20 protein-coding genes and 4 pseudogenes are annotated in these 22166 nt (G+C 59.1%); 14 read left to right on the forward strand and 10 right to left on the reverse strand.

Annotation, left to right across the window (positions count from 1 at the left end):
• Nucleotides 1-46 precede the first annotated feature (46 nt).
• Entirely contained in the window at nt 47-721 is a 675-nt protein-coding gene (locus EDE05_RS17090) for a 4-carboxy-4-hydroxy-2-oxoadipate aldolase/oxaloacetate decarboxylase (protein ID WP_134101997.1), read from the forward strand.
• Between the two features lie 83 nt (nt 722-804).
• On the opposite strand, the gene EDE05_RS17095 is transcribed toward EDE05_RS17090, so the two are convergent.
• Genes EDE05_RS17095 through EDE05_RS17110 form a run of 4 tightly spaced genes read right to left on the reverse strand, consistent with a single transcriptional unit; the run spans nt 805 to nt 4551 of the window.
• Nucleotides 805-2109: a TRAP transporter large permease subunit gene (locus EDE05_RS17095; RefSeq protein ID WP_105374704.1), complete on the reverse strand. Its 1305-nt coding sequence runs from the start codon at nt 2107-2109 to the stop codon at nt 805-807.
• 48 nt (nt 2110-2157) lie between these two features.
• Nucleotides 2158-2751 (reverse strand): TRAP transporter small permease, encoded by a 594-nt coding sequence (locus tag EDE05_RS17100; RefSeq protein WP_105374705.1) that lies wholly within the window; start codon nt 2749-2751, stop codon nt 2158-2160.
• A 1-nt stretch (nt 2752) separates the two neighbouring features.
• Complete coding sequence (locus EDE05_RS17105) at nt 2753-3754, reverse strand: TRAP transporter substrate-binding protein (RefSeq protein ID WP_105374706.1); 1002 nt, start codon at nt 3752-3754, stop codon at nt 2753-2755.
• Nucleotides 3755-3804: 50 nt separating this feature from the next.
• Complete coding sequence (locus tag EDE05_RS17110) at nt 3805-4551, reverse strand: SDR family oxidoreductase (RefSeq protein ID WP_105374707.1); 747 nt, start codon at nt 4549-4551, stop codon at nt 3805-3807.
• Nucleotides 4552-4734: 183 nt separating this feature from the next.
• Between EDE05_RS17110 and nac the strand changes: the two genes are divergently transcribed.
• The gene (gene nac, locus EDE05_RS17115) at nt 4735-5673 is read left to right on the forward strand and encodes a nitrogen assimilation transcriptional regulator NAC (protein ID WP_105374708.1); all 939 of its coding nucleotides are present in this window, start codon (nt 4735-4737) and stop codon (nt 5671-5673) included.
• Between the two features lie 29 nt (nt 5674-5702).
• Here the strand turns inward: nac and EDE05_RS17120 are convergent, their stop codons facing one another.
• Nucleotides 5703-6635, reverse strand: a complete 933-nt coding sequence (locus EDE05_RS17120; RefSeq protein WP_105374709.1) for a sugar-binding transcriptional regulator — start codon at nt 6633-6635, stop codon at nt 5703-5705.
• Between the two features lie 161 nt (nt 6636-6796).
• Here EDE05_RS17120 and EDE05_RS17125 point away from each other — a divergent pair, with 161 nt between their 5' ends.
• The 6 genes from EDE05_RS17125 to EDE05_RS17150 are packed head-to-tail and all read left to right on the forward strand — an operon-like array spanning nt 6797 to nt 12986.
• On the forward strand, nt 6797-8107 hold the full coding sequence (locus tag EDE05_RS17125; RefSeq protein WP_245423016.1) for an extracellular solute-binding protein: 1311 nt from the start codon (nt 6797-6799) through the stop codon (nt 8105-8107).
• Nucleotides 8094-9083 carry an ABC transporter permease subunit gene (locus EDE05_RS17130; RefSeq protein ID WP_134102000.1) on the forward strand — a complete coding sequence of 330 codons (990 nt, stop codon included), beginning with the start codon at nt 8094-8096 and terminating at the stop codon, nt 9081-9083. The genes EDE05_RS17125 and EDE05_RS17130 overlap by 14 nt, the downstream gene beginning before the upstream one ends.
• 2 nt (nt 9084-9085) lie before the next feature.
• The gene (locus tag EDE05_RS17135) at nt 9086-10006 is read left to right on the forward strand and encodes an ABC transporter permease subunit (protein ID WP_105374711.1); all 921 of its coding nucleotides are present in this window, start codon (nt 9086-9088) and stop codon (nt 10004-10006) included.
• Between the two features lie 10 nt (nt 10007-10016).
• Complete coding sequence (locus tag EDE05_RS17140) at nt 10017-10769, forward strand: glycerophosphodiester phosphodiesterase family protein (RefSeq protein ID WP_134102002.1); 753 nt, start codon at nt 10017-10019, stop codon at nt 10767-10769.
• Complete coding sequence (locus EDE05_RS17145) at nt 10756-12279, forward strand: alkaline phosphatase D family protein (RefSeq protein WP_134102005.1); 1524 nt, start codon at nt 10756-10758, stop codon at nt 12277-12279. The genes EDE05_RS17140 and EDE05_RS17145 overlap by 14 nt, the downstream gene beginning before the upstream one ends.
• 23 nt (nt 12280-12302) lie before the next feature.
• On the forward strand, nt 12303-12986 hold the full coding sequence (locus EDE05_RS17150; RefSeq protein WP_134102007.1) for an HAD-IA family hydrolase: 684 nt from the start codon (nt 12303-12305) through the stop codon (nt 12984-12986).
• A gap of 68 nt (nt 12987-13054) precedes the next feature.
• Here the strand turns inward: EDE05_RS17150 and EDE05_RS17155 are convergent.
• The 3 genes and pseudogenes from EDE05_RS17155 to EDE05_RS17165 all read right to left on the reverse strand — a co-directional run.
• Nucleotides 13055-13509, reverse strand: a pseudogene (locus EDE05_RS17155) (DDE-type integrase/transposase/recombinase); the annotation flags it as partial.
• Nucleotides 13510-13558: 49 nt separating this feature from the next.
• Nucleotides 13559-13783: pseudogene (locus EDE05_RS27510) on the reverse strand (hypothetical protein); the annotation flags it as partial.
• Nucleotides 13784-14481: 698 nt separating this feature from the next.
• Nucleotides 14482-14913 (reverse strand): Imm50 family immunity protein, encoded by a 432-nt coding sequence (locus EDE05_RS17165; protein ID WP_134102009.1) that lies wholly within the window; start codon nt 14911-14913, stop codon nt 14482-14484.
• 176 nt (nt 14914-15089) lie between these two features.
• Between EDE05_RS17165 and EDE05_RS17170 the strand changes: the two genes are divergently transcribed.
• From EDE05_RS17170 to istA, 4 genes are all read left to right on the forward strand, one after another.
• Entirely contained in the window at nt 15090-15824 is a 735-nt protein-coding gene (locus tag EDE05_RS17170; RefSeq protein WP_134102012.1) for a phosphotransferase, read from the forward strand.
• Nucleotides 15825-15955: 131 nt separating this feature from the next.
• The gene (locus tag EDE05_RS17175; protein ID WP_134102015.1) at nt 15956-16567 is read left to right on the forward strand and encodes a 3'-5' exonuclease; all 612 of its coding nucleotides are present in this window, start codon (nt 15956-15958) and stop codon (nt 16565-16567) included.
• A gap of 145 nt (nt 16568-16712) precedes the next feature.
• The gene (locus EDE05_RS17180) at nt 16713-17027 is read left to right on the forward strand and encodes a DUF6678 family protein (protein WP_245519928.1); all 315 of its coding nucleotides are present in this window, start codon (nt 16713-16715) and stop codon (nt 17025-17027) included.
• A gap of 698 nt (nt 17028-17725) precedes the next feature.
• Entirely contained in the window at nt 17726-19201 is a 1476-nt protein-coding gene (istA, locus tag EDE05_RS17185; RefSeq protein ID WP_134102016.1) for an IS21 family transposase, read from the forward strand.
• Nucleotides 19202-19483: 282 nt separating this feature from the next.
• Here the strand turns inward: istA and EDE05_RS17190 are convergent, their stop codons facing one another.
• The gene (locus tag EDE05_RS17190) at nt 19484-20737 is read right to left on the reverse strand and encodes a HipA domain-containing protein (protein ID WP_134102018.1); all 1254 of its coding nucleotides are present in this window, start codon (nt 20735-20737) and stop codon (nt 19484-19486) included.
• Entirely contained in the window at nt 20730-21044 is a 315-nt protein-coding gene (locus EDE05_RS17195) for a helix-turn-helix domain-containing protein (RefSeq protein WP_112803376.1), read from the reverse strand. The genes EDE05_RS17190 and EDE05_RS17195 overlap by 8 nt, the downstream gene beginning before the upstream one ends.
• A 239-nt stretch (nt 21045-21283) precedes the next feature.
• On the opposite strand from EDE05_RS17195, the pseudogene EDE05_RS17200 reads away from it, so the two are divergent.
• Nucleotides 21284-21581: pseudogene (locus tag EDE05_RS17200) on the forward strand (hypothetical protein); the annotation flags it as partial.
• A gap of 243 nt (nt 21582-21824) precedes the next feature.
• Nucleotides 21825-22061: pseudogene (locus EDE05_RS17205) on the forward strand (transposase); the annotation flags it as partial.
• Nucleotides 22062-22166 lie beyond the last annotated feature (105 nt).

Raw genomic sequence — 22166 nt, forward strand, 5'->3', positions numbered from 1 at the left:
ATCTTGGGGACCGGATGACCGGTCCCTTTTCACAAGGAGGAAAGCCATGGTCCACGTCCGGACAAAAATCGAACGCGCGTCGCCGGAAAGCGTCGCCGCCCTGTCGCAGCACAGCGTCGCCACCATCCACGAGGCACAGGGACGTCTCGGCGCACTGAGCTCCCGCATAAAGCCTATCGACCGCGCGATGTCCTTCTGTGGCACCGCCTTCACGGTGAAATGCGCGCCACGTGACAACATCATGCTCCAGGTCGCTATCCACTACGCCAAGGCCGGCGACGTGATCGTGGTGTCGGCCGGGGAATATGAGGAGGCCGGGTCCTTCGGCGACGTGCTTGCCAATGCCTGCCTGGCAAAAGGCATCGAGGCGGTTGTGACCGACACGGGCGTCCGCGACACTGCCGACCTAATCAAGCTCGGCCTGCCGGTGTTTTCGCTCAGCGTCTGCGTCAAGGGAACCGTCAAGGAGACGCTTGGCCAGATCAATGCCGATATCGTCGTCGGTGACGAGTTGATTCGTCCGGGCGATGTGGTGCGCGGCGATGCCGATGGCGTCGTCGTCATCCGTCGCGAAGATGCCGCCGCCGTCGCAGTCAAGTCGCAGCAGCGCGAAGAAGCGGAAGCTGGCTACATCGCCGCCTACAAGGCCGGCAATACCGTGATCGAGGTGAGCAATCTCGCCGGGGTGCTCGCCGCCAAGGGCCTGACCACAGACGAGTGAACCTTCACCGTTTCCACCTTGTGGAATGAATAAGGGGCGGGTCATGGACTTGCCCCTTTCGCTTGCCGAATGCGTGGACAACTTTAATTCAGGATCAGGTCCGGGAGGAAGGTTACAACTTCGGGAAATAGCGCCAGGAACACCACGAAACCCATCATGATCAGCAGATAGGGCATGGTCACGCGGGCGATGTAGCCCGTTCCGCGTCCGGTTATGTTCTGGATCACCGCGAAATTGAAGGCCACCGGAGGCGTGATCTGTGCCATCTCGACCACCAACACAATGAAGATGCCGAACCAGACCTTATCGAAACCGGCCTGCTCGACAATCGGCAGGACGACCGGCAGGGTCGTGGCGATCATCGAGAAGCCTTCGAGCGCCGTGCCGAGGATCAGGTAAAGCACCATGAGCGCGATGATCAGGGTGATGGGCGACAATTCCCAGGCCGAGACGGTCGCCGCGACCACATCGGGGATGCCCAGCGTGGCGCTGACATTGCCGAGCACCGTCGCACCGAGAATGATCATGCCCATCACGGAACAGGTCTGCACCGCGCCGAGCGCGATATCGCGCAGGACTTTTGCAGACAGCGCATCCTGTGCCCAGGAGAGAGCGAAGGCACCGAGCACGCCGAGGGCCGCCGCCTCCGTCGGCGTGGCTAACCCGCCATACATTGACCCTAGCACACACAGGATCAGGAACAGGGCCGGCCACAGCTCCTTCAACGCGCCGATTCGCTGTGAAAGCGGCATATGACGCAGGGCTCGCTCGCTTTCCGGCACCATGTCCTTGCGAAGGGTCGTGTGGATCATGATCCAGGCACCGAACGTCCCCGCCAGCAGGATACCGGGAATGAACCCCGCCGTGAACAGCCGCAGGACAGATTCTTCCGCCAGCACGCCGTAAATGATCATAACCGTCGAGGGTGGAATGAGAAATCCGAGCGTGCCGGCCCCGGCCAGACTGCCGATGGCGATATCCGGCGAGTAGCCGCGACGCAGCAATTCGGTCAGCGTCATGCGGCCGACCACCTGCGTGGTCGCCGCAGACGAACCTGAAATGGCGGCGAAAATCGAGCATCCGATGATATTCACATGCAGGAGCCGGCCCGGCAGCAGTCCGGCCCAGGGCGCGAGCCCGGCAAACAATGCCTTGGAGAGCTTTGTACGGAACAGGAACTCGCCCATCAGGACGAAGAGCGGGAGCGCGACGAGATCTGGCGTCGTCAAGATGTTGAATGCATATTGCGGCAACAGCCGACCCATCGGCGCCGTCATGAAGAGAAAGCCGAGGCCGAGCGCCGTCGCCAGGAGCGCGATACCGATCCATCCGCCGATGGCCAGGAATCCGAACAGAAATCCGAACAGGCTTCCCATAACAGCAGTCATGTCAAAATTCTCCATCTGGCCGCGCCTGGAAAGGCTGCGGCATGGGGCCTATCCTTCGATGGCGGTGGCAGCACCGAGATCCGGACGGTCGACGGCATGGCCGGCCAGGCATGTCAGCGTCCGCGCGACCATTTGCGCGGCAAGAATGATGGCGCCCAGCGCCAGAACCGCCTGCGGTATCCAAAGCGGTGTCAGGCTGTCCTGCGACACCTCGCCGAAGCGGTAGGTCCTGAGCGTGAATTCTACCAGCGTATAGGCCATGAAGGCTGAAACGGCGGAGCCCAGCGCACTGGAAATGCCTTCCAGCACTCGGGCATATCGGCCATGGCCTGCACGCATCAGCATCTCGACCCTGATCTGCAGGCCGGCCCGAAGGGTCATGCCGGCACCCAGTAGGAAGGAGGCGCCCATCAGATAGGCGCTGTATTCCCAACCCACGTGAATGCTATTTGGCATGGTGGGAATGATCTTCGACAGCAAGGCAACTGCAATCTCAGCCAAGACAAGGAAGGTCAAGGCGACGATGCATGCGGCCGCGAGCAGGGCGCCGGCAACGGAGAGGTGATCGGCCGCGCGTTGAAGCGCGACCACCAGTCCATTTTCGCGCCCCGTCCCGCTTGCGGGAGCTGGCGTCTGTGCCATCTCAGTTCGCCTTGACCGAGGCCTTGTACTGCTCGACGAGAGGAGCCGCATCCGGAACTCGCTCGATGAATGCCTTCTGCAGAGCCTCGGCCCGTTCGACCATGGTTGCGCGCATCTCCGGGGAAATATCGGCGAGCTTCATGCCCTGGTCGGACATGATCTTGATGCTGTCAAGGTCGCCCTGGCGGGAGATGCCCCAGAATTCCGGCTCCAGATCACGGGCAGCCTTCTCGATCGCCGCCTGCTGGTCGTCCGGAATCTTGTTCCAAATGTCGAGGTTGATCGTCACCATGTTCGAACCCCAGGTGTGGTTCGTCGGGTAGATGTAGTCCAGGAACTCCCAGAACTTGCCGTCGACTCCCGAGGTGGCGGAGGTGGCGACGCCCGCAACGCGGCCGGACGCCAGGGCCGGGATGAGTTCACCCCAGGGCATCGCCACGCCGGCCATGCCGAGTGCATTGACGATATCGACCGTGTTCTTGTCGGCGCCGCGGACCGGAATGCCCTTGAACCCCTCGATATTGTCGACCGCGACCTTCAGATAGACGTACTGAGCCGGCGACGGCACCATGTAGAGGATCTTCTGGTTGTTCTGTTCGGCGATCTTCTCGAAAACCGGGCGAATGATCGCGTGGTATTTCTTCAACTCCTCCATTGAGCTGACGAGAAAAGGAATTCCCTCAGCGCCGAACAGCGGATTGACGCCGACCTGCTGGGAGATGTTGATGTCCGCCATCTCGACGAGCCCATCCCGCACGGCCGTGAGCTGGTCCGGCCCTTTGAAGCCGAGCGAACCGCCCGGCTTCACCGAAATGACGATCTCACCCTTGGTGGCTTCCTTGACAACATCGGCGAAGCGGATCGCGTTCTTCACCATGAAATTGCCTTCCGGCAGCACATCGGAGAGATTGATCTGCATCTCCGCCATGGATGGAAGGGCCGACGATAGGAGCAGGGCCGCGGCTGCGACCGAGCGAATGAACTGACGTTTGCTGACGGACATTTTTATGTTCCTTTCCCCTTTTTGTAAGTCGTTTGCCTCCCGGCTGGTGTTCAGTCGCCGGACCGCCTTTCAAAGTTTAGACCACCTGGGACCTGGAAGGTCGGCAGGATCTCGATATGGCCGATGTTCACATGCCGCGGAGCATCGATCGCAAAGGCGATGGCATCGGAAATGTCTTCCGGCTTGAGGGATTCGTAGCCGTCGTAGAACTGACGCTGCGCCTCCTCCATGTCGCCGAGCAGACGCCCGAAAATTTCCGTTTCCACCCGGCCGGGGCAGATCTCGGTGACCCTGACGCGCTTGCCGTAGGCATCGACTCGAAGCTGCCGCGACAATTGGTGCACGGCCGCCTTGGTCGCGTGATAGATGGTGTTGCCGCCAAAATTGTAGACCGCGGCGATCGAACTGATGTTGACGATATGCCCGAGGTCACGTTCGACCATGCCCGGCATCAGCAGGCGCACGAGGTGCAGCACCGCCTGGATGTTGACCTCGATCTGTTCATCGATCGCGAACTCATCTGCCGTCAAGATGTTGCCGGTGCGCGAAACACCTGCATTGTTGACGAGGATGTCAATCTTCAGGCCCCCGACCGCCGATGTCAGAGCCTTGGTGTCCGAAACATCGACCACGTGCGGGATGCAGCCGCACTTCGCCGCCAGCGCATTCAGCCGCTGCGCATTGCGCGCCAGCGCATGGACTTCCAGCCCCTCGCGCCGCAGGCGCTCCACGATAACGGCGCCCATACCGGTCGACGCGCCGGTTACCAGTGCGGTGTTATAATCCGAGAATGCCATCCGTGGTTCGTCCTTCGCATCTGTTGCTGACGATCACGCTAACCCTGTCTCCCGACGCTGCAAAAGATCACTTGCATATGGGGTGATCGGCATTTGTTATAGTTCCGCCAAAACAGAAGCTTGGCATAGGCGGCGACAGCGTTGATTGCTACACTGCAAGCAGGTTTTGGAGGAAGCTGCCCGTTGGATACACGCCGGCTACAGGCATTCGTAAAGATCGTCGATATCGGCAGCCTGACGCGGGCTTCCGCCATCCTGCATATTGCGCAGCCGGCACTGAGTCAGCAGATCATCTCGCTGGAAAGCCAGTTCGGGAAGAAGCTGCTGATCCGCTCGAAACAGGGCGTCGTGCCGACGGAGGCCGGGCGCGCGCTTTACCGTCACGCCCAGATGATCCTACGCCAGATAGACCAGGCCCAGGCGGATATCAGCGCCTCGGGTAATGTGGTCGCCGGACGCGTGTCCGTCGGCCTCGCACCCTTCAGCACGGCGTCGGTGCTGGCGTTGCCCCTGTTGCAGACCGTTCGTGCCCGCTATCCGAACATCCTCCTGCACATCAACGAGAATTTCGGTGGCGTCATCAGCGAGATGATCATGACGGGAAAGCTCGACGTCGCCTTCATCTACGATGCGGGCCCGATCCGCGGTGTGACCTTCGAGCCGTTGCTTAACGAGAACCTGTTCGCAGTGGCCCCCTCTAGCCATGTCGAGCGTATAGACGGCAAGGACGAAATCACGGTGGAGCAGCTCGCAGAGCTCGACCTCATGCTTCCGACCGCGATACATACGGTCCGCAAGGTCGTCGATACGACGTTTAGACGGGTGGGCCTCGCGCCTAAACTGATTGCCGAAATCGAATCTCTCTCCACGATGGCTCGCGCTATTAGTGCCGGCATAGGCTCGACGATTCTACCGTGGTCTGCGGCGAATGCGGTGCGCGACTCCGACGAACAGGTCGCCGTACTCAGGATCGTTAAGCCGTCGATGAACGTGAAGATATCGCTCTGCGTTTCAGACCAGTTCCCGCTGTCTGAGCCCGCGCTCGCGGTCAACGACATCCTCACCGAGCTTGCGCATTCCTTTGCTGCGAGCGACGATGTCTACGGGGTACAGAAAGCCTGATCAGCGCATTGACGATGTCGGCGCAATATCTAGGCAAGGATCGCCCGGGCGCTGTCGGCATCGGTGATCAGTATGTTGGCAAGGCCGCTTTGCGCTACCGCGTGAAGAATCTTGTGCTTATGTGCGCCGCCGGAAGCGACAATGCGGCAGCCGATGCGACGGAAGTCATCCAGTTCCGGTGAGAGCACCTGCCGATTCAGCAGGTGGTCGATTTCCTGCCCCGAGGCGTTGAGATACCGGCCCATCAGATCGCCCACCGCGCCGGCCTTCTGGAGAATTTCCTCGCTCATCCCTTCGGGCAGGCCATAGCGCACCTGCAGCGATTGCTGCGATACGTCGCCGACGCTCAAATAGGCCACGTCCACGTCGCAGATCTGCCTGAAAGTCCTCTGAAAGACCGTCTGAGATATGATGGCCTCGCGGGATTCGGGGCTTTCCGCATAAATCGGCGCGGCGAAATAGCGGCATTGGGCGCTGATCGCCTGGGCGAAGCCGCGAACGATCTCGAATGTGTTGATTTCGGAGCCGTGGGTAAGACCGCCCATCATCGAGCGCACCTTGATCTGCGGCTCGTTGAGCGACGGCATGTGCTGGATCGTCTCGCGGAGCGTCGAGCCCCAGCCGATGCCGATGGACGCCGGCTTCTGCGTCTGGATCAGTCGGCCGAGGAAGCCCGCGGCGCCCCGTCCGAGCACCGAATGCAGGAGAGCCGTCTCATTCGGGGTCGGAACCACGACCGCGTCCCTGAGCGCAAAACGCTTGCGCAGCTTCACCTCCAGTTCGACGCTTTCGGAGAGCGCGGAATCGAAACTGATCCGTACAACGCCGGTTTCCAAGGCTTCCGACAGGATTTCGTTTACCCGCCGCCGGGTGATGTTCATCCGCTCGGCGATCTGCTGCTGGGTAAGCCCCTCTACGTGGTAGAGCCATGCAGCCCGCACCATCAACTCACGATGTTCCATATCCCACCACCCGCTTGCACAAACGTCACAACGATGTAACATATGTAACATAACCCTGCATGTCATGGCTAACCCAGACGGATGGAGATGGCCAGAACCGAAACAAGACGGGTCATGAAAAAAGACCCGATAGAAGGATCCGAGACATGGCTTCGACATATATGAAATCGGTTGCCAGCCTGCTTGCCGCCGGTGCGTTGCTGATGGGCGCGGCCGGTGCTTCCGCGGCGGAACGCGTGAAGATCGAATGGTGGTATGCCATCTCCGGCAAGCTTGGCGAAACGGTGCAGCAACTGATCTCCGACTTCAACAAGTCGCAGGACAAGTATGAGGTCGTCGGCACGTTCAAGGGCAACTACGAGGAGACGATGGCGGCCATGGTTGCCGCCTACCGCGTCAATCAGCAGCCGGCTATCCTTCAGTCGGCGGAGCGCGGTTTCATGACCATGCTGAAATCCGGCGCCATTATCCCGGCGGACGAATTGATGGCCAAGCAGGGCTATAAGATCGACTGGAGCGATTTCGTAAAGCCGGTGGCAGGTTTTTACATCGTCAACGGCAAGCCGGCGGCGCTGCCTTTCAATTCCTCGACGCCGATCCTCTGGTACAATGCCGATGCCTTCAAGGCTGCTGGCTTCGACGCGCCCGCCGATACTTGGCAGGGGCTTGAAAAGCAGCTCTATGCGCTGAAGGAAAAGAAGGTCACCGACTGCCCCATGGCATTGCCGGGCGACTTCCAGTGGAGCCTGATCGAGAATTATTCGGCCATCAACGATCAGCCGTTCGGAACCAAGGCCAATGGCTACGGCGGCCTCGACACCGAATTCGTCTACAACAGGACTTCCGTCGTCGGGCAGGTCGCGCGGCTGAAGAAGTGGATCGATGACGGCGTGCTGAAGATCGCCGGTCAAGGCGTGGCGCCGATCAGCCTCTATACCTCGGGCACCTGCGCATCGATCATCAATTCCACGGCCAGCCATTCGGCCGTCGAGGCAGATGCCAAGTTCAAGTGGAGCGCCGCGGTCATGCCGCATGAGGAAGGCGTCCAGCCGAAGAACAGCACGATCGGCGGCGCCGCGCTTTGGGCGATCAAGGGCAAGCCGGAAGAGGTTCAGGCAGGCGTTGCCGCTTTCTTCAACTATGTCGCTCAACCCGACGTGCAGGAATGGTGGAGCAAGGCGACCGGTTATGTGCCGGTCACCAACGCCGCCTATGCGAAGATGAAGCTGGAAGGTTATTTCAAGGATCATCCGACCCGTGAGGTTGCTATCGAGCAGCTCTCCCGCGGCGAACCGACCGACAATTCCCGTGGCTTCCGCTTCGGCAACCACAATCAGTCGACCGCGATCTTGCTTGAGGAAATGCAGGCCGTATGGACCGGCAAGAAGGCACCGCAGGAAGCGCTCGACAGCTCCGTCAAGCGCGGCAACGAAATCCTGCGCCAGTACGAGAAGCTCCATGCCGGCAAGTAGTGCCATGAGGTTGAGCGAGGGCGCGGCGACGCGCCTTCGTTTCCCGCTGCGGCTCAAGCTGGGCTCGCTGCTCAGTTCGTCGGAAACCGGGTTGAAGGCCTCGCATTTCCGGCGCCCGTGGTTGGCAGCGGGCCTTCTGGCCCCGCAGCTTCTCATCCTGCTCTTTTTCTTCTTCATCCCCACCTGGAAGGCGTTGTCACTCGCTTTCGTGCAGGTGGATCCCTTCGGGGCGACGATGATCTTCGTCGGCCTTGATAATTTCACCACGCTGTTTTCGAGCCCGGAATACCGCGACAGCGCGGTGCTGACCTTGTGGTTCACCACGGTCCAATGTTTCGTGACGCTCTTTGTCGCCTGCCTTTTCGCCTTTGCCACCGATCAGGTGATGCGCGGCCGGGCGATCTACAAAGGCGTCATCCTCTTCCCCTATGCCATCGCACCGGCGATTTCCGGGGTGCTCTGGGCGTTTCTCTTCAACCCGACCGTCGGGCCGCTGGCGCAGATGTTGGACGAGCTCGGATATGCCTGGGATCCGAACCGCCGCCCGTCCGACGCGCTTCTTCTGGTTTCGGTGGCGGCAATTTGGAAGCATGTCTGTTACGACTACATCTTCCTCGTCGCGGCCTTTCTCGCGGTGCCCGCCTCCGTTATCGAGGCCGGCGCGATTGACGGCGCAGGGCCTGTTCGGCGTTTCCTGACAATCACGCTGCCGATGGCCGCACCGACGATCTTCTTCCTGATCGTGATGAATTTCGTTTACGGCCTCTTCGAGACCTTCGGTATCATCGACGTCATCACCCATGGCGGCCCGGCCGGCAGCACCAACACGCTCGTCTACAAGGTCTACCAGGACGGATTCCGCCAGCTCGATCTCGGCTCTTCCGCCGCCCAATCTGTGGTGCTGATGGCGATCGCCGTCCTCTTCACGGTCTTGCAGTTCCGCGCCGTCGAGCGCAAAGTCAACTATCAGGTGTGACCATGGTCGAACGGCATATCTGGCTTTCCCTGTTCTGCCATGTGGTGCTGCTGATCGGCGCCGCGGCCGTCTGCCTGCCGCTCTACTTCGCCTTTGTTGCCGGCTCGCTCACAGTCGGTGAGGTGCAGCAGGTCCCGTTCCCGCTGGTACCGGGCGATCATTTCGTCGAAAACACGGTTACTGCGTGGATGGAGGGCGATTTCGGGCGACTCTACCTCAATTCGATTATCGTCACGGTTGGCATCGTCGTTGGCAAGCTTGCTGTTTCGGTCATTGCCGGTTTTGCGGTCACCTATTTCCGCTTTCCCTTCCGTATGACGGCTTTCTGGCTGATCTTCATCTCGCTGATGCTGCCGGTCGAAGTGCGTATCATCCCGACCTATGAGGCTGTGGCGGATGCCGGAGGGCCGCTTCGGTCCTTCTTCGGAGCGATCGGCTTGACCGGGTTCCTCGCAAGTACCACCGGCTATCAACTCGATGCCGCCCTGCAGTGGAACATGATCAACAGCTATGGCGGCCTCATACTACCCCTGATCGCGTCGGCCTCCGCGACCTTTTTGTTTCGCCAGTTCTTCCTGACCGTGCCGGACGAGCTTTGCGAGGCGGCCAAGCTCGATGGCGCAGGTCCGTTGAAGTTCTTCCGCGACGTGCTGCTGCCGCTGTCCAGCTCCAATATCGCGGCGCTGTCGATCATCCTCTTTCTCTATGGCTGGAACCAGTATTTGTGGCCCCTGCTCTTCACCACCGAAAAGGAGATGTACACTGCGATGATCGGACTGAAGGACCTGATCCCGGTGGCTGATGCCCAGCCCGCCTGGCACTTGGCAATGGCGGCCTCCTTCTTCGTCATGGCGCCCCCTGCGCTCGTCATTCTCCTGATGCAGCGGTGGTTCACCAGGGGCCTGGTGGATTCCAGCAAATGAGGTATTTCCAATGACCACTCCGATCATCGTCGGCCATCGCGGCGCCCGCAATCTCTGGGCAGAGAACAGTCTCTCGGGCTTCCGCAATCTCATCGGGCTTGAGGTCGAATCCGTGGAGTTCGATGTGCATCTCAGCGCTGCCGGCGAACTTCTGGTCATCCATGACGCGACGCTCGACCGCACGACGGAGCGGTCCGGCCGTGTGGCTGATCTTGCCGCCGGCGAATATCGCTCGGTCATCCTCAAAGGTACCGATGAATGCATACCGACCCTTGAGGAGGTGCTGGAAACCTACGCGCCCACCGGCCTCGAACTGCACGTCGAACTGAAGGCGGATTCCGGCGGCAAGCCTTACGACGGTCTTGAAGCCAAGGTGACTGCGGAGCTGGACCGCTTCGACCTAGCAGACCGTGCGTTCCTGACGAGCTTCAACGGTGATGTCCTGAAGAAAGTCGGTGAGGTGGCACCGCATATCCGCCGGCTTTCTTCGCTCAATCATAAGTCCGTCGAGGTTCGAGGCCTGAGACGGTCGGTCGAGTTCATGCTGCAGGTGTCCGACGTGCTTGCCGTCGAGAAGGCGCTGCTCTCCGAGGAATGGGACCTGCTGTCAGCCTTGATACCGGCCGAAAAGTTGGGCGTCTGGGTGCCGAACGAGCCGGATGATCTGTCGTTTTGGCTGAGGCAGCCGATCCGCCAGATCACCACCGATCGACCGGACCTGGCCGTCAGGGTGCGAGAAGGACTGTTCGATGCCGCGCATTGATCGGCGAAGCCTCCTGGCATGCGGACTTGCGGCCGCGGCCATCTGGCGGCCGCTCGGGCGTGCGCGTGCGGCAAGTTTTAAGGCCGATCCGTTTTCTCTGGGCGTCGCCTCCGGCTCGCCGCGGGCGAACAGCGTCGTCATCTGGACGCGACTGATCCTGGAAGATGCGTCTGCGATCATTTCCGCCGATCCTTTTGCCCCTGCTCCGAAGCGGGTGGTGGAACCTATGGACATCGAGTGGATGGTCGCCGAGGACGAGGCGTTCTCAAAAACGCTCCAGTCCGGTCTTTTCCGTGCCATACCGGAATTCGCGCATTCGGTGCATGTGGAAGTAAAGGGCCTTGAGCCCGGCCGCTGGTATTTCTACCGCTTCCGCTCCGGCAATGCGACAAGTCCGGTCGGGCGCACCCGAACTGCGCCGGAAGGCGGAGACGCTTTCCGTTTCGCTTTCGCTTCCTGCCAGCAATACGAGCAGGGTTTCTACAGCGCCTACGGTGAGATGGTCAGGAGCGACCTTGATCTCGTCGTGCACCTCGGCGACTACATCTACGAACGCAGCTACGGTAACGAGCTTGTCCGCCAGCATGGAACCGGCGTACCTTCACTTCTCTACGAATTCCGTGATCGCTACGCGCTATACAAGTCGGACCCGCAATTGCAGGCAGCGCACGCCGCTTTCCCTTGGCTTGCCATCTGGGACGATCACGAGGTCAGCAATAATTATGCGAGCGATCGCGCGCCGGATGCTCCGAACCCGGCGGAATTCCTCGACCGCCGCCGTGCTGCTTATCAGGCCTGGTTCGAACACATGCCGGTCCCGCCGGCTCTGGCTGCCGGCTTCGAGGCGCTGCGCATTTATGACCACTACCGCTTTGGTAATCTGCTCGGCGTGAGCCTGCTCGACACGCGGCAATACCGCTCGCCGCAGCTCCGGGGCGCCGCCGGCAACGATCGGGCGAAGCGGACCATGCTGGGGCCGGCCCAGGAACAATGGCTGGCGGAAAGGCTTGGCATGTCGCAGGCGAAATGGAATATCATCGCTCAGCAGACGCTGCTTTCGGAACGCGACACAAAGGTCGGGCCGGAGACCGGTTATAATCTTGACGGCTGGGACGGTTATCGCGCCGCGCGGGGCCGATTGCTGAGCGCCGTACAGTCCTCGGCGGCCTCGAACCCGATCGTCATCGGCGGCGATCTGCATGCCTTCTATGCCGCCGATATAAAGCGGGACTTCGCGGATGAAAAGGCGCGTCCGATCGCCAGCGAATTCGTCTGCGGCTCGATCACCTCGGATGCTCCGTCAGATGCAAGCCTGGCGACAGCTCTCGCCGAGAACCCGCATCTCAAGTTTACATCCGGCAAGCATGGTTATGCGATCATGCATCTCAGCGAGCGGTCTGCGGAGGTGGATTTCATCGGCATTGCCGACCGCAAGCAGCAAAATTCACCTGCTGCCGTTTTCCAGCGCTTCGCCGTCACTGACGGTACTGCCGGCGTCAATCGGCTTTGACGCCTCATTGGAATTGGACTTTTATGCAGATAGATCTTCTGATTTTCGATTGTGACGGCGTGCTGATCAACAGCGAGCCGATCGCCAGCCGTACGCTTGCCAAGGCTCTCCAGGATGCCGGCGCGGCGATAACCGCCGAAGAGGTTCTGGTCCGGTTCACCGGCAATTCCGCCACCGCTATCCGCCGCATCTGCACGGAAGAGCTCGGCATCGGCGATCTGGATCCGGTCTTCGACGCCTGGCATCTCGATATCTATCCGGAATTCGCCCGCTCGCTGGAACCGATGCCCGGCATGGAAAAGCTGGTGCGGTCGTTGCCGCACCGAAAATGCGTTGCCTCGAACAGTTCGACGGAGCGGCTGTCGAAGAGTCTCGGCCTGTTGGATCTCTGGCACGCCTTCGCCCCGTCCGTCTTTAGCGCCGATATGGTAGCGCGACCGAAACCAGCGCCGGATCTCTTCCATCTCTGTGCTGAAACCGTCGGGGTCGATCCCGCGCATTGCGTGGTGATCGATGACAGCGCCCATGGCATAATGGGGGCGAGGGCGGCTGGCATGACGGCGATCGGTTTTGTCGACCCGGCCGACCCGCGTCCAGACCGCGCGCTGGTCCTCAGGCAAGCGGGTGCCGCTTTCGTGGCAACTGGCGCCGGCGAACTCGCAGAAGCGCTCATCCGCCTCGAAGCTTCACAGCCAATGGAAGTCTGAGCTGCCTATCCTTGCGGGGTGATGTCATGTTGTTTGACTGAAGCCGGGCGAATGGCTTGCCGTTGAACTCAGGCAGCTGTGCCAGTTACGGCCCTCCACTGCGCCATTGCGCGGATTCGATGAATGTGGGTGGCGAGGGCGGTGTCCTTATAGTGGGACGGGACAAAGTGATTTCTGATTGCCGAAAAGACCGCGGTGAATCGTTGCAATCCGCCGGAGGCTCGGAAGCCTGCATCATCCGTTCTCGCTTTCGCAGCGGCAGGTGTGAATTTTCCGCGCGATTGTTCAGGCCTTTATGCGATCGATGTTCGACAGAAGGCATCACATCCCGCTTTGCCGCTCCATATGAGCGCAGCTTGTCGCTGATGATCCGCTTCGGCGTGAGGCCTTGCTTCTTCAGCAGCCTGACCAGCAATCGCTTGGCAGCCTTCGTGTCGCGACGAGCCTGCACGATTTCGTCGAGAATATATCCGTCCTGATCGACGGCTCGCCAAAGCCAGTGTTTCCGGCCGCCAATGGAGATATTCGACCGGCTCCTTGCCCTCGCGGCGGCGCAGATAAGGATGGACCATATCGCCCTGGATCGGTCCCGGCCGAACGATCGCCACCTGAATCACGAAATCGTAGTAGGTGCGCGGCTTCAAACGGGGCAGCATGGCCATCTGAGCCCGGCTCTCGATCTGAAAGGTGCCGCGCGTGAGGTACCGGCCCAGCTCTTTGTCCTCGAAATCGCGAAAATATTCGTTCGCGAGGTGAATTGCAGGCATTCTCCTGAAGCCATCGTCCTTGTTTTTCATCCATTGGCGCAACAAAGGTCGATATCGTTCGACCAGACCAAGATAGCGACATAACGCTTTGAGTGCGTACTCCGCGTAGACGTTGTTCTCCTCACCCTGCAGATAGGCTTCCAACAGTGGTGCGTCGCTAGCGCCGCCACAAAGCCCGACGATATGTCGCGTCCTCGGAGAATGTTCCGGGCGAGTTCGACCTCTTCTGGTGAAATAGGCCCTGGCTCCAGGCCATTGGCACGATTTGCAATGTTTGCGACGCTAATGCTGTTCATGGACGTTTCGTGATCGGTGGCAGTAGTTTATCTAACTCCAGTACCGTTGGCGAGCAACGACGACTTCGGGCCGAGAGGCGTTAAGGCGCTGATGTGCCAACAGGAGATATCAGGGACGGCGAGGGAAATGTTCTCGCGAGCTATTGGAAAGTCGACATGCCTAAAGAACCGGTAAGAGAGAAGATGCACTTGAAGATCAACTTTCACGGAGCGGCAATGAGCTAGATAGGAGAATTGCCTTACTTGATCCGAATTGAGACTTCTTTGGAGCCTACTTCTCACTTGAAAACGTTGACGTTCAGCGGTTCCCAAGGGAGGGGTGGACGACGATCAGCGGCGATGAATACCTTCGCCAGCTAGACTCAGAGGAACAAGCGTCTGCTGAGGGCCGACGTTCGCTTTCCGTTTCGCACCAATAGGAGCCGAACAGGGCTACATATCCGCCGGGCGTCCTGGGATGAATGAAATCGCCACCTTCTTCGCCCTGATGAAGCCGTCCAAGCCGTAACAAGGTGTCAATTCGATCTCGACGTCGGTCCCATCTTCCTGCAGGCTGAAATAGCTTGATCTGCCTCGGTCGGTCGCGCGTTGCAGGACGAGGCCCGCGATCACATTCTGGCCGCTGAAGCCGTCGAGCTGAAGGTCCATGATGCCTTCGAGTGAAAAGGTTACGACCGCGTGCTTGTCCAGCACAATGTGTCCGTCTGGACCGACCTCATTGGTCATGATCCAGCCATGCACCTTCAATTCGCTGGCCCCGGTTCTATGGAGGGATAGACTGAGGATTTCGCTGTCGTGAAAGGTCGGAACCTCGCCGAACCATCTTAAAAGCTCATCGCCTCCAATCACATCCGAATAATTCATCTAACAAGCTTCCCCGTGTCACAGCGCTTCACCTATCAAACGGAAGCGTGCGTCGAAAGGTCGGACGACACTGCCCCGAGCCGCGTGCGCAGGTGTGTCAAAGCGGACTTCCTTGTGTCGCAAACTTTCTCTATTTCTTCCGCCATCTTTTTACACAGCCGCCAAGGGCACTGCCAATGGGATGGGACGCACTCAGACAATGGGGCGAAGACGCAGTTCGCATTGAACCACTGACTGGTGGAGTTGCCAATGACGTGTGGACCGTTCGTGTGCACGGGCAGATCGCGGTCGGTCGTCTTGGTTCAAGGACCGACGCTGATCTTGCGTGGGAAACCCACCTCCTCCAACACCTCAACCGTAAAGGCATGACCGTTCCGGTACCGGTTCCGGCGACTGGCGGCTGCCTGTTCGTGGACGGTCTAGTAGTGATGAAGTACGTCGAGGGCGGACCGCCCGAAACGATGTCAGACTGGCGTCGCGTCGCCGATGCACTCCGTGAACTGCATCGGTTGACCCAGGGCTGGCCGCAGCGGCCTGGCTGGAGATCATCGACCGACCTCCTCGGTGCTGAAACCGGAACCAGGATCAATCTTGCTGCGATGCCGCCCGAGGGCGTTATTCGATGTCGAGCAGCGTGGGCGCGGCTAATCGGGCGTGAGACATGCGTTGTTCACGGCAATCCGAACAACCCTGCCAACGTCCGCATGACCGCAGATCGGGTCGCGTTGATCGACTGGGACGAGTCACATGTCGACGTGCCCGACCTTGACCTGGTACTGCCCGGCAACGCTGCTGATCTCGACGACGGCACACATGACATCGCAGAGCAGGCGTCGGCCGCATGGGAAGCCGCCGTCTGCTGGCAGGACGAGTACGCAGTGAAGCGGCTTGCCGAAGTTCGAGCGGTCTGAGCAGTTCTGCGGATCGACAGAAGTGTCTATGCCGGAACCTCCGAGGGCCATATTGCGCCAACCCACCAGTCATTGCCACTCCCCCCGAGCCCGATTATTCTTGCTGCGGATAATGTTGTCGGGAGACGCGCGTGAAAACAGCTATCATCTTCGACTGCGAGTTCCTTTGCATCAAAGGCTCTCAGAGTCGTTTCTGGTGTGCAGCTGTCGACCCCGACCCTGTGATTGCTCAAATCGGAGCAGTTAAAATCGGCCTCGAAGAAGATTTCCCGATACTTGAGACTTTCAAAGCTTACGTGACGCCGCGCGACAGGCATGGCGCTCGATATGCAATCGACCCCTACTTCACAGACCTCACGGGCATCACCGTGGAACAAATTACGCGAGATGGCAGACCTCTGCAGACAGCGCTGGACGATCTTGACCGCTTTTCTGATGGTGCAACCTTCTGGTCATGGGGGAAAGACGAGCTGAACATGATCGCAATCAGCTGCTACGTCGAAGGCATTAAGCCACCGATTCCCGCGCCCCGGTTTGATAACGCCGTGAAGCTTCTGGTTGCTGCTGGGATGCCTGTCGAGGATTTGGCGCGAACGCCCAGCAACAAGCTTGCCGATTATTACGGCGTTGAGCATCCGGACTTACAGGCGCACGATGCGTTGGACGATGCACGCTCTGTCGCTTACACGCTCCAACATCTTCTTACGACCGCAAAGCTACAGCCCTCTGCCTTTGGCAGCTAAGGCCGTCTTCCGCTTCGTACCAATTGCAGTCATTGTGGCGTCTCAATTTCCCTTGTATCGACGCAGATAGCGACAGTTTGATCCTGAGCTTCCTGTAGTTGATGTCGCTGACGACACTACCTCAGCTCGCTCGAAAGGAATCGTTATGCTCAACCCGGTCATGAACGATACAAAGTGGGACGAACTCCGTTTGGCGATGTATGCGCTTGATCCAACTCCGGCGTGGAGTACGCTTTCGACAAATGGCTACAGATACGGCCCTGATTCGAGTGGCTTCATCATTTTTCGCATTGGCGGTTACAAGGACATTGTCCACGTCGACATTCACGTCGAAACATCGGATCAGCGCGATCTTGTTCGGTCTGCACTGAAGAAAATCCATGTGCCAGGTGAGGAAACAGCAGACCGCTTTCGTGTGTTCGGCTACCTCGAGAATGCTCACGTTGCAGACTACGTTTGACGTCCAGACTGACCAGGTATCCTGCCCTAGCCGATGGAGGATTGCACCACTGCGGCACCGAACGTATCCGCTTTGGGGCGAGAGCAGCCGTCACTTACCTGGGCCGAACTCTCCCTAAATGATCCAGCACCTTTACGCTTTTGCCGAGGCTCCCCGAGAAATGATCGGTGGCAGATCGGCCTTGATGATCTTCTGTCGTAACACTAACCACCCTGAATGCTCCCTGCCCCGAGAACCGAGCGGTCAATTTGCGAAAGTCTTTAATTTTAATCCCGTGGCGATCACAGAGAGGGCAATACCAATCCATATTCCTTGATAGCACATGCAAATTTATGACTAACTGTTCCGCCCGATGTTTCTGACATCCAGTTGAAGAAGAGCAGGAACGACGGATGCTCTATATTGGCTCGACAGACAGCAATGAGACCGCGAAAGTACGCCGTGCCATCGCGGAACGCGGCTTGTCTTCCCATATGAATGATACGAAGTGGCGAGCACTTTGCACGGCCGTAGCCGAGGAATTTCCCTTTCCACCGCCTTATCAGGGGAAGTGCGTTCTTTCAGATATGGCCCATCTGAGAGCGGCGGTGGAAAAGTCGGCCACGATAGCGGCGGCATAGTGCTGCTGCGGGCGGAGTAAAATCCGGCCACCTATTTCCTTTCTGCAATGATCGCAGGAGGGACGGGGGATCTACACCGTGGAACTTTATTTGAGGGTTCGCCTGGCTGTTTCCGAAGGGATGACGCAGCGACAGGCAGCAAAGCATTTCAACGTATCGCGCGACAGCGTTGCCAAGATGCTGTCGTATTCGACACCGCCCGGCTATCAGCGACGTTCGCCGATCCGGCGTCCGAAGCTGGATGCATTCGTTTCGACGATCGAGCAGTGGCTGGAAGCTGACATGGTGATGCCGCGCAAGCAGCGGCATACTGCCAAACGGGTGGTCGACCGGCTTCGTGACGAGTGCGAGTTCACCGGCGGCTACACGATCATCAAGGATTACATGCGCGAGCGGGATCAGCGCCGACAGGAGGTATTCGTGCCACTGTCGCATCCGGCCGGCCATGCGCAGGCCGACTTCGGTGAGGCGACGGTGGTAATCGGCGGCGTCGAGCAAAAGGCCCGCTTCTTCGTGCTCGATCTGCCGCATAGCGACGGCTGCTATGTACGGGCCTATCCGGCGGCGGTGGCCGAGGCCTGGGTGGATGGCCACATCCATGCGTTTGCCTTTTTCGGAGCCGTGCCGCAGTCGATCGTCTATGACAACGACCGTTGCCTGGTGGCCAAGATCCTGCCGGACGGCACACGCAAGCGGGCGACGTTGTTCAGCGGCTTCCTGTCCCACTACCTGATCCGGGATCGCTACGGCCGTCCCGGCAAAGGCAACGACAAGGGGAATGTCGAGGGTCTCGTCGGCTATGCCCGACGTAATTTTATGGTGCCGATCCCGCAGTTTCCGACATGGGACGCCTTCAACGCTTTTCTGGAAGAGCAGTGCCGCAAACGCCAGCGCGACAAGCTGCGCGGTGAGAGCGAGACGATCGGCGAACGATTGCAGCGGGATTTGGCGGCCATGCGCCCCTTGCCCGCGTCGCCGTTTGATGCCTGCGACCAGGCCAGCGCTGTTGTGACGGCCCAGTCGCTCGTCCGCTATAAGGCGAACGACTATTCCGTGCCTGTAGCCTACGGCCATCAAGACGTCTGGGTCCGGGGCTATGTCGATCAGGTGGTGATCGGTTGCCGCGGCGAGGTCATTGCCCGTTATCCGCGGTGCTGGGAGCGGGAGGACGTCGTCTTCGATCCCGTTCATTACCTGCCGCTGATCGAGCAGAAGATCAACTCCCTGGATCAGGCTGCCCCTCTCCAGGGTTGGGACCTGCCGGAGGAATTCGCGACGCTGCGCCGGCTGATGGAAGGCCGCATGGCCAAGCATGGGCGGCGGGAATATGTGCAGGTTCTCCGTCTTCTGGAAAGCTTCGAATTGGCAGATCTGCATGCGGCGGGGAAGCAGGCCCTTCAGCTCGGCGCAATCGGCTTCGACGCCGTCAAGCATCTAATCCTGTGCCGGGTCGAGCGCCGGCCGCCGCGACTCTATCTGTCGATCTACCCGTACCTCACCTGCCGTCGTTGGGTCACATATCCCGCGAGTTCTTCGAACCCGAGAAGCGCGTGAAGCAGAAGAAGGTCGGCTCCCCGATCCCAACGCACCTGAATTTACATTCAGCTTTCCGGGAACCAAAGCCGACAACACCGTCGTCCACTTCAATCCTTCGGCTATGAAAGCCGAAAGCCTCTCAAAGTGAAGGCTGGCGCGGGATAATGCTTCCGAGCTGTGCGTGTCGTTCAGGTGCCCTCGATCAGGATCAATGACGCCATTTGGCAACGCGTAGAGATGCGCCAGGAGAACTGGCGAGCGGGCTAGAGCAGAGTTTTGTTGCCGCTCCGCCGGATGGCCTCAGTCTGCACACGTACCGAGGATTGGTGTCATCAGCCGCACGTGAGTATCGATGCGCTCGAGAACCTTCGCCGGAACAACTTTCCGATCCGGCAGTGACCACCACAGCTGATTGACGAGCTCAACCGTGTCGACCACCGCCCCGAGAACTGCGGCTTCCGGCAGGCGTGCGCGGTTGGAGAAGGCTTTCCACCGCTGTACGTTCAGCGCCTTGAAGTGGCGCTCGCCGGCAAGCGACAGAGCCATGGCATCCGCGGGGATGTAAGGGACCGTCGAGAGCACGTCATAGACAGGCGCGAGTTGCGGTTTGTCGCCTGTCTCGCGATAGATCAATGACCAGTTCTTCAGGTGCATGTCGCCATTGCCGGTTATGGCAGCCAGAGCCAGCCGGCGGACGAACTCGAGAGCAGCGGTGGACGAAACGGCAACGTTCAAGGCTGCAGCGATATCATGATAGGCGGCACCTTCGTACTTCCGCGAAGGATAGACGCCGAACACCTGGGCGAAATCCTCGATATGGATCCGCTCACCGTTTGCGCCACGGTCGAAGCGTTTGACAAGCAGGACTTTTCCAGCCGACAGCGTCTCGAATTCCTTCGGTATACCCTCGAACTCCGATTGCTCGACCAGTTCACGTTCGGGAACCTCCATGCCGATCGCTTCAGCCAATGAGAGGTTGGCATATTCATTTTCCGACACGCCGGGAAATGAGGTCGATGGAAACTTGGCGATGTAGGATCCCTGGTCGTCGCCGAGCGGCAGCGTCAATCCACCGCCCTTGCCCGTGTTCTTGATCACCGAAAGCTTCATCTGAACACCGGCAAGCGAGAACCGGGCTTTCGGTTTGGAAGCAGGCAGGTTGTCGAGACGCATAACCGTTCCGTCGCTCGGCACGACGCGGACCGCACCTGGCAGATCCGACCCGAGCGCAACAAGCAGGTCGAAATCGTTTCCTGCGCGAACACTCCCCGCATGGTGTTTTTCCATCGCCTCGCGCAGCTTGTCTTCGGGGAGCAGATTGGCAAAGAATGCCGGCAACGCACGGGCTACGGGTTTCGGGTCCTTGCGCAATCCGCCAGTGGCTGCGCGAAAAGACAGACTGAGCACCGGAAAGCCGCCCGTTTCACGATAGCTCTCCGCGAAGCTGAAGGCGTTGAAGTCGCCGGGCGTTCTGACGATCGTGCCGACCTTCACGTCGTTCAACAGCACGTCGAGCGACGAGATGGATTTCGGATCGGATGAAGCTTCAGACATTCTCATCCTCATCTGGGTGAGCCATGAATGCCGGCAGATCGTCGAGATCATCCTGAGGCCGCAGCAGCGCGCCAACGGCCGGCACCATGGCTTGCGGTATGAGCATCAATTCAAGCCCGAGAGCGCGGGCGATATTGATCAGTGTCGTCGTGCGCGCAGAACTGCTTCCGGCTTCTATCTCTCTATAGCGGGGACGCGATATACCCGCCATGTCGGCAACCTGCTCTTGGGTCAATTGCCGGACTTTACGCGTAGCCTTCAGCAACTGCCCGATCTCCAGCAACGATTCTGACTCAGACCGTGCCATCTACCTATCCCACCATTCTCCGTGGAGTAAGGCAAAGCTATCTCAAACATTCCAGGATCGGTCAACCAAAAAGATATAAATACGCATCATAATCTAAAAATTGATCCGTTTATATGTCATTTACGCTGTTTTCTGAATGGTAGTGCCACAGCCGGCGGGTCTGCCCACCATACATGCCTTTTTTAAAAGCATGCTCCTATTCCCGCTCGCCCTCGGTACTGGTGCCGGAGAGAAACGGAATGAGCATGCCCAAACACGATCTTTCATCACGTCATTTTCAGCGAAAAATTTCGGAATTCTGCGAAGTGCGTATTGCACCGATATCCTCAAAGCGGGTTCTAGAGAATGTCCGCTCCTATCTGATCAGCCTGATCATTTACCGCAAACGGCCACCGATCCTGAACGGCCATCGATTGGATCGCGATTGGAGACGCCTGCGGGATCGAAGCCGACATGACAGCCGAGCTGAAGAAACAACTGCGGCCGGCCTTGGACGCGATCATCCGCTGGCTGAAGGCGCCCCCCGTCAGCGAAGACATTGCGCCGACAAAGTTGCCTGTCCGCGCATGCAAAGCTGAGGCGGTCAAAAAGAAAGCGCCATAAACGGTCATAGCCGGTCTCCTTTACAGTGTGGCTTCGCAAAACCACTGTGAGACCTTAGGCCTGGCTATGACAACCTGCTTCGCCTGATAAGGGCTATGCAACTGGTCAAAGCCTCATTCAGCGCAAACTTCCGAAGGTGTTACGGCGCTGAATATGTCATTTCAACCCTCACCGAATGCCGAGAGCCAGGGAATCGCATTGAACTACATCCAGCCCGGCAAGCCTCAGCAGAACGCCTATGTCGAGCGCTACCATTGAACGGTCCGGCATGAATGGCTTGATCTGTATATTTTTGACAGCATAACGGAGGTGCAGCAGATCGCCACGGAGTGGCTTTGGACATACAACCACGAACGACGCAACATGGGAATTGGCGGCATCACACCCGCTCAGAAACTGAAAATGGTCGCGTGAATTCTATCGCTGAACCCCGTTAAAACGGGGAGGATTACCGCACCACCGAGTTATCAAATTGAAAGACGTGGGCGCTAACGCCTCATTCGGAAATATCAACGGCCT

Origin of the sequence: Neorhizobium sp. R1-B (genome assembly GCF_004368875.1) — a bacterium.
GTDB classification, from domain to species: Bacteria; Pseudomonadota; Alphaproteobacteria; order Rhizobiales; family Rhizobiaceae; genus Neorhizobium; species Neorhizobium huautlense.

Bases quoted from the DNA above. Each gene is read 5' to 3' on its own strand.
- EDE05_RS17090 (WP_134101997.1), top strand. From the start codon at position 47: ATGGTCCACGTCCGGACAAAAATCGAACGCGCGTCGCCGGAAAGCGTC.
- EDE05_RS17195 (WP_112803376.1), bottom strand. From the start codon at position 21,044: ATGGCACGGTCTGAGTCAGAATCGTTGCTGGAGATCGGGCAGTTGCTG.
- EDE05_RS17190 (WP_134102018.1), bottom strand. From the start codon at position 20,737: ATGTCTGAAGCTTCATCCGATCCGAAATCCATCTCGTCGCTCGACGTG.
- EDE05_RS17145 (WP_134102005.1), top strand. From the start codon at position 10,756: ATGCCGCGCATTGATCGGCGAAGCCTCCTGGCATGCGGACTTGCGGCC.
- EDE05_RS17095 (WP_105374704.1), bottom strand. From the start codon at position 2,109: ATGACTGCTGTTATGGGAAGCCTGTTCGGATTTCTGTTCGGATTCCTG.
- EDE05_RS17180 (WP_245519928.1), top strand. From the start codon at position 16,713: ATGCTCAACCCGGTCATGAACGATACAAAGTGGGACGAACTCCGTTTG.
- EDE05_RS17130 (WP_134102000.1), top strand. From the start codon at position 8,094: ATGCCGGCAAGTAGTGCCATGAGGTTGAGCGAGGGCGCGGCGACGCGC.
- EDE05_RS17105 (WP_105374706.1), bottom strand. From the start codon at position 3,754: ATGTCCGTCAGCAAACGTCAGTTCATTCGCTCGGTCGCAGCCGCGGCC.
- EDE05_RS17150 (WP_134102007.1), top strand. From the start codon at position 12,303: ATGCAGATAGATCTTCTGATTTTCGATTGTGACGGCGTGCTGATCAAC.
- EDE05_RS17140 (WP_134102002.1), top strand. From the start codon at position 10,017: ATGACCACTCCGATCATCGTCGGCCATCGCGGCGCCCGCAATCTCTGG.
- EDE05_RS17170 (WP_134102012.1), top strand. From the start codon at position 15,090: ATGGGATGGGACGCACTCAGACAATGGGGCGAAGACGCAGTTCGCATT.
- EDE05_RS17110 (WP_105374707.1), bottom strand. From the start codon at position 4,551: ATGGCATTCTCGGATTATAACACCGCACTGGTAACCGGCGCGTCGACC.
- EDE05_RS17100 (WP_105374705.1), bottom strand. From the start codon at position 2,751: ATGGCACAGACGCCAGCTCCCGCAAGCGGGACGGGGCGCGAAAATGGA.
- EDE05_RS17135 (WP_105374711.1), top strand. From the start codon at position 9,086: ATGGTCGAACGGCATATCTGGCTTTCCCTGTTCTGCCATGTGGTGCTG.
- EDE05_RS17165 (WP_134102009.1), bottom strand. From the start codon at position 14,913: ATGAATTATTCGGATGTGATTGGAGGCGATGAGCTTTTAAGATGGTTC.
- EDE05_RS17125 (WP_245423016.1), top strand. From the start codon at position 6,797: ATGAAATCGGTTGCCAGCCTGCTTGCCGCCGGTGCGTTGCTGATGGGC.
- EDE05_RS17120 (WP_105374709.1), bottom strand. From the start codon at position 6,635: ATGGAACATCGTGAGTTGATGGTGCGGGCTGCATGGCTCTACCACGTA.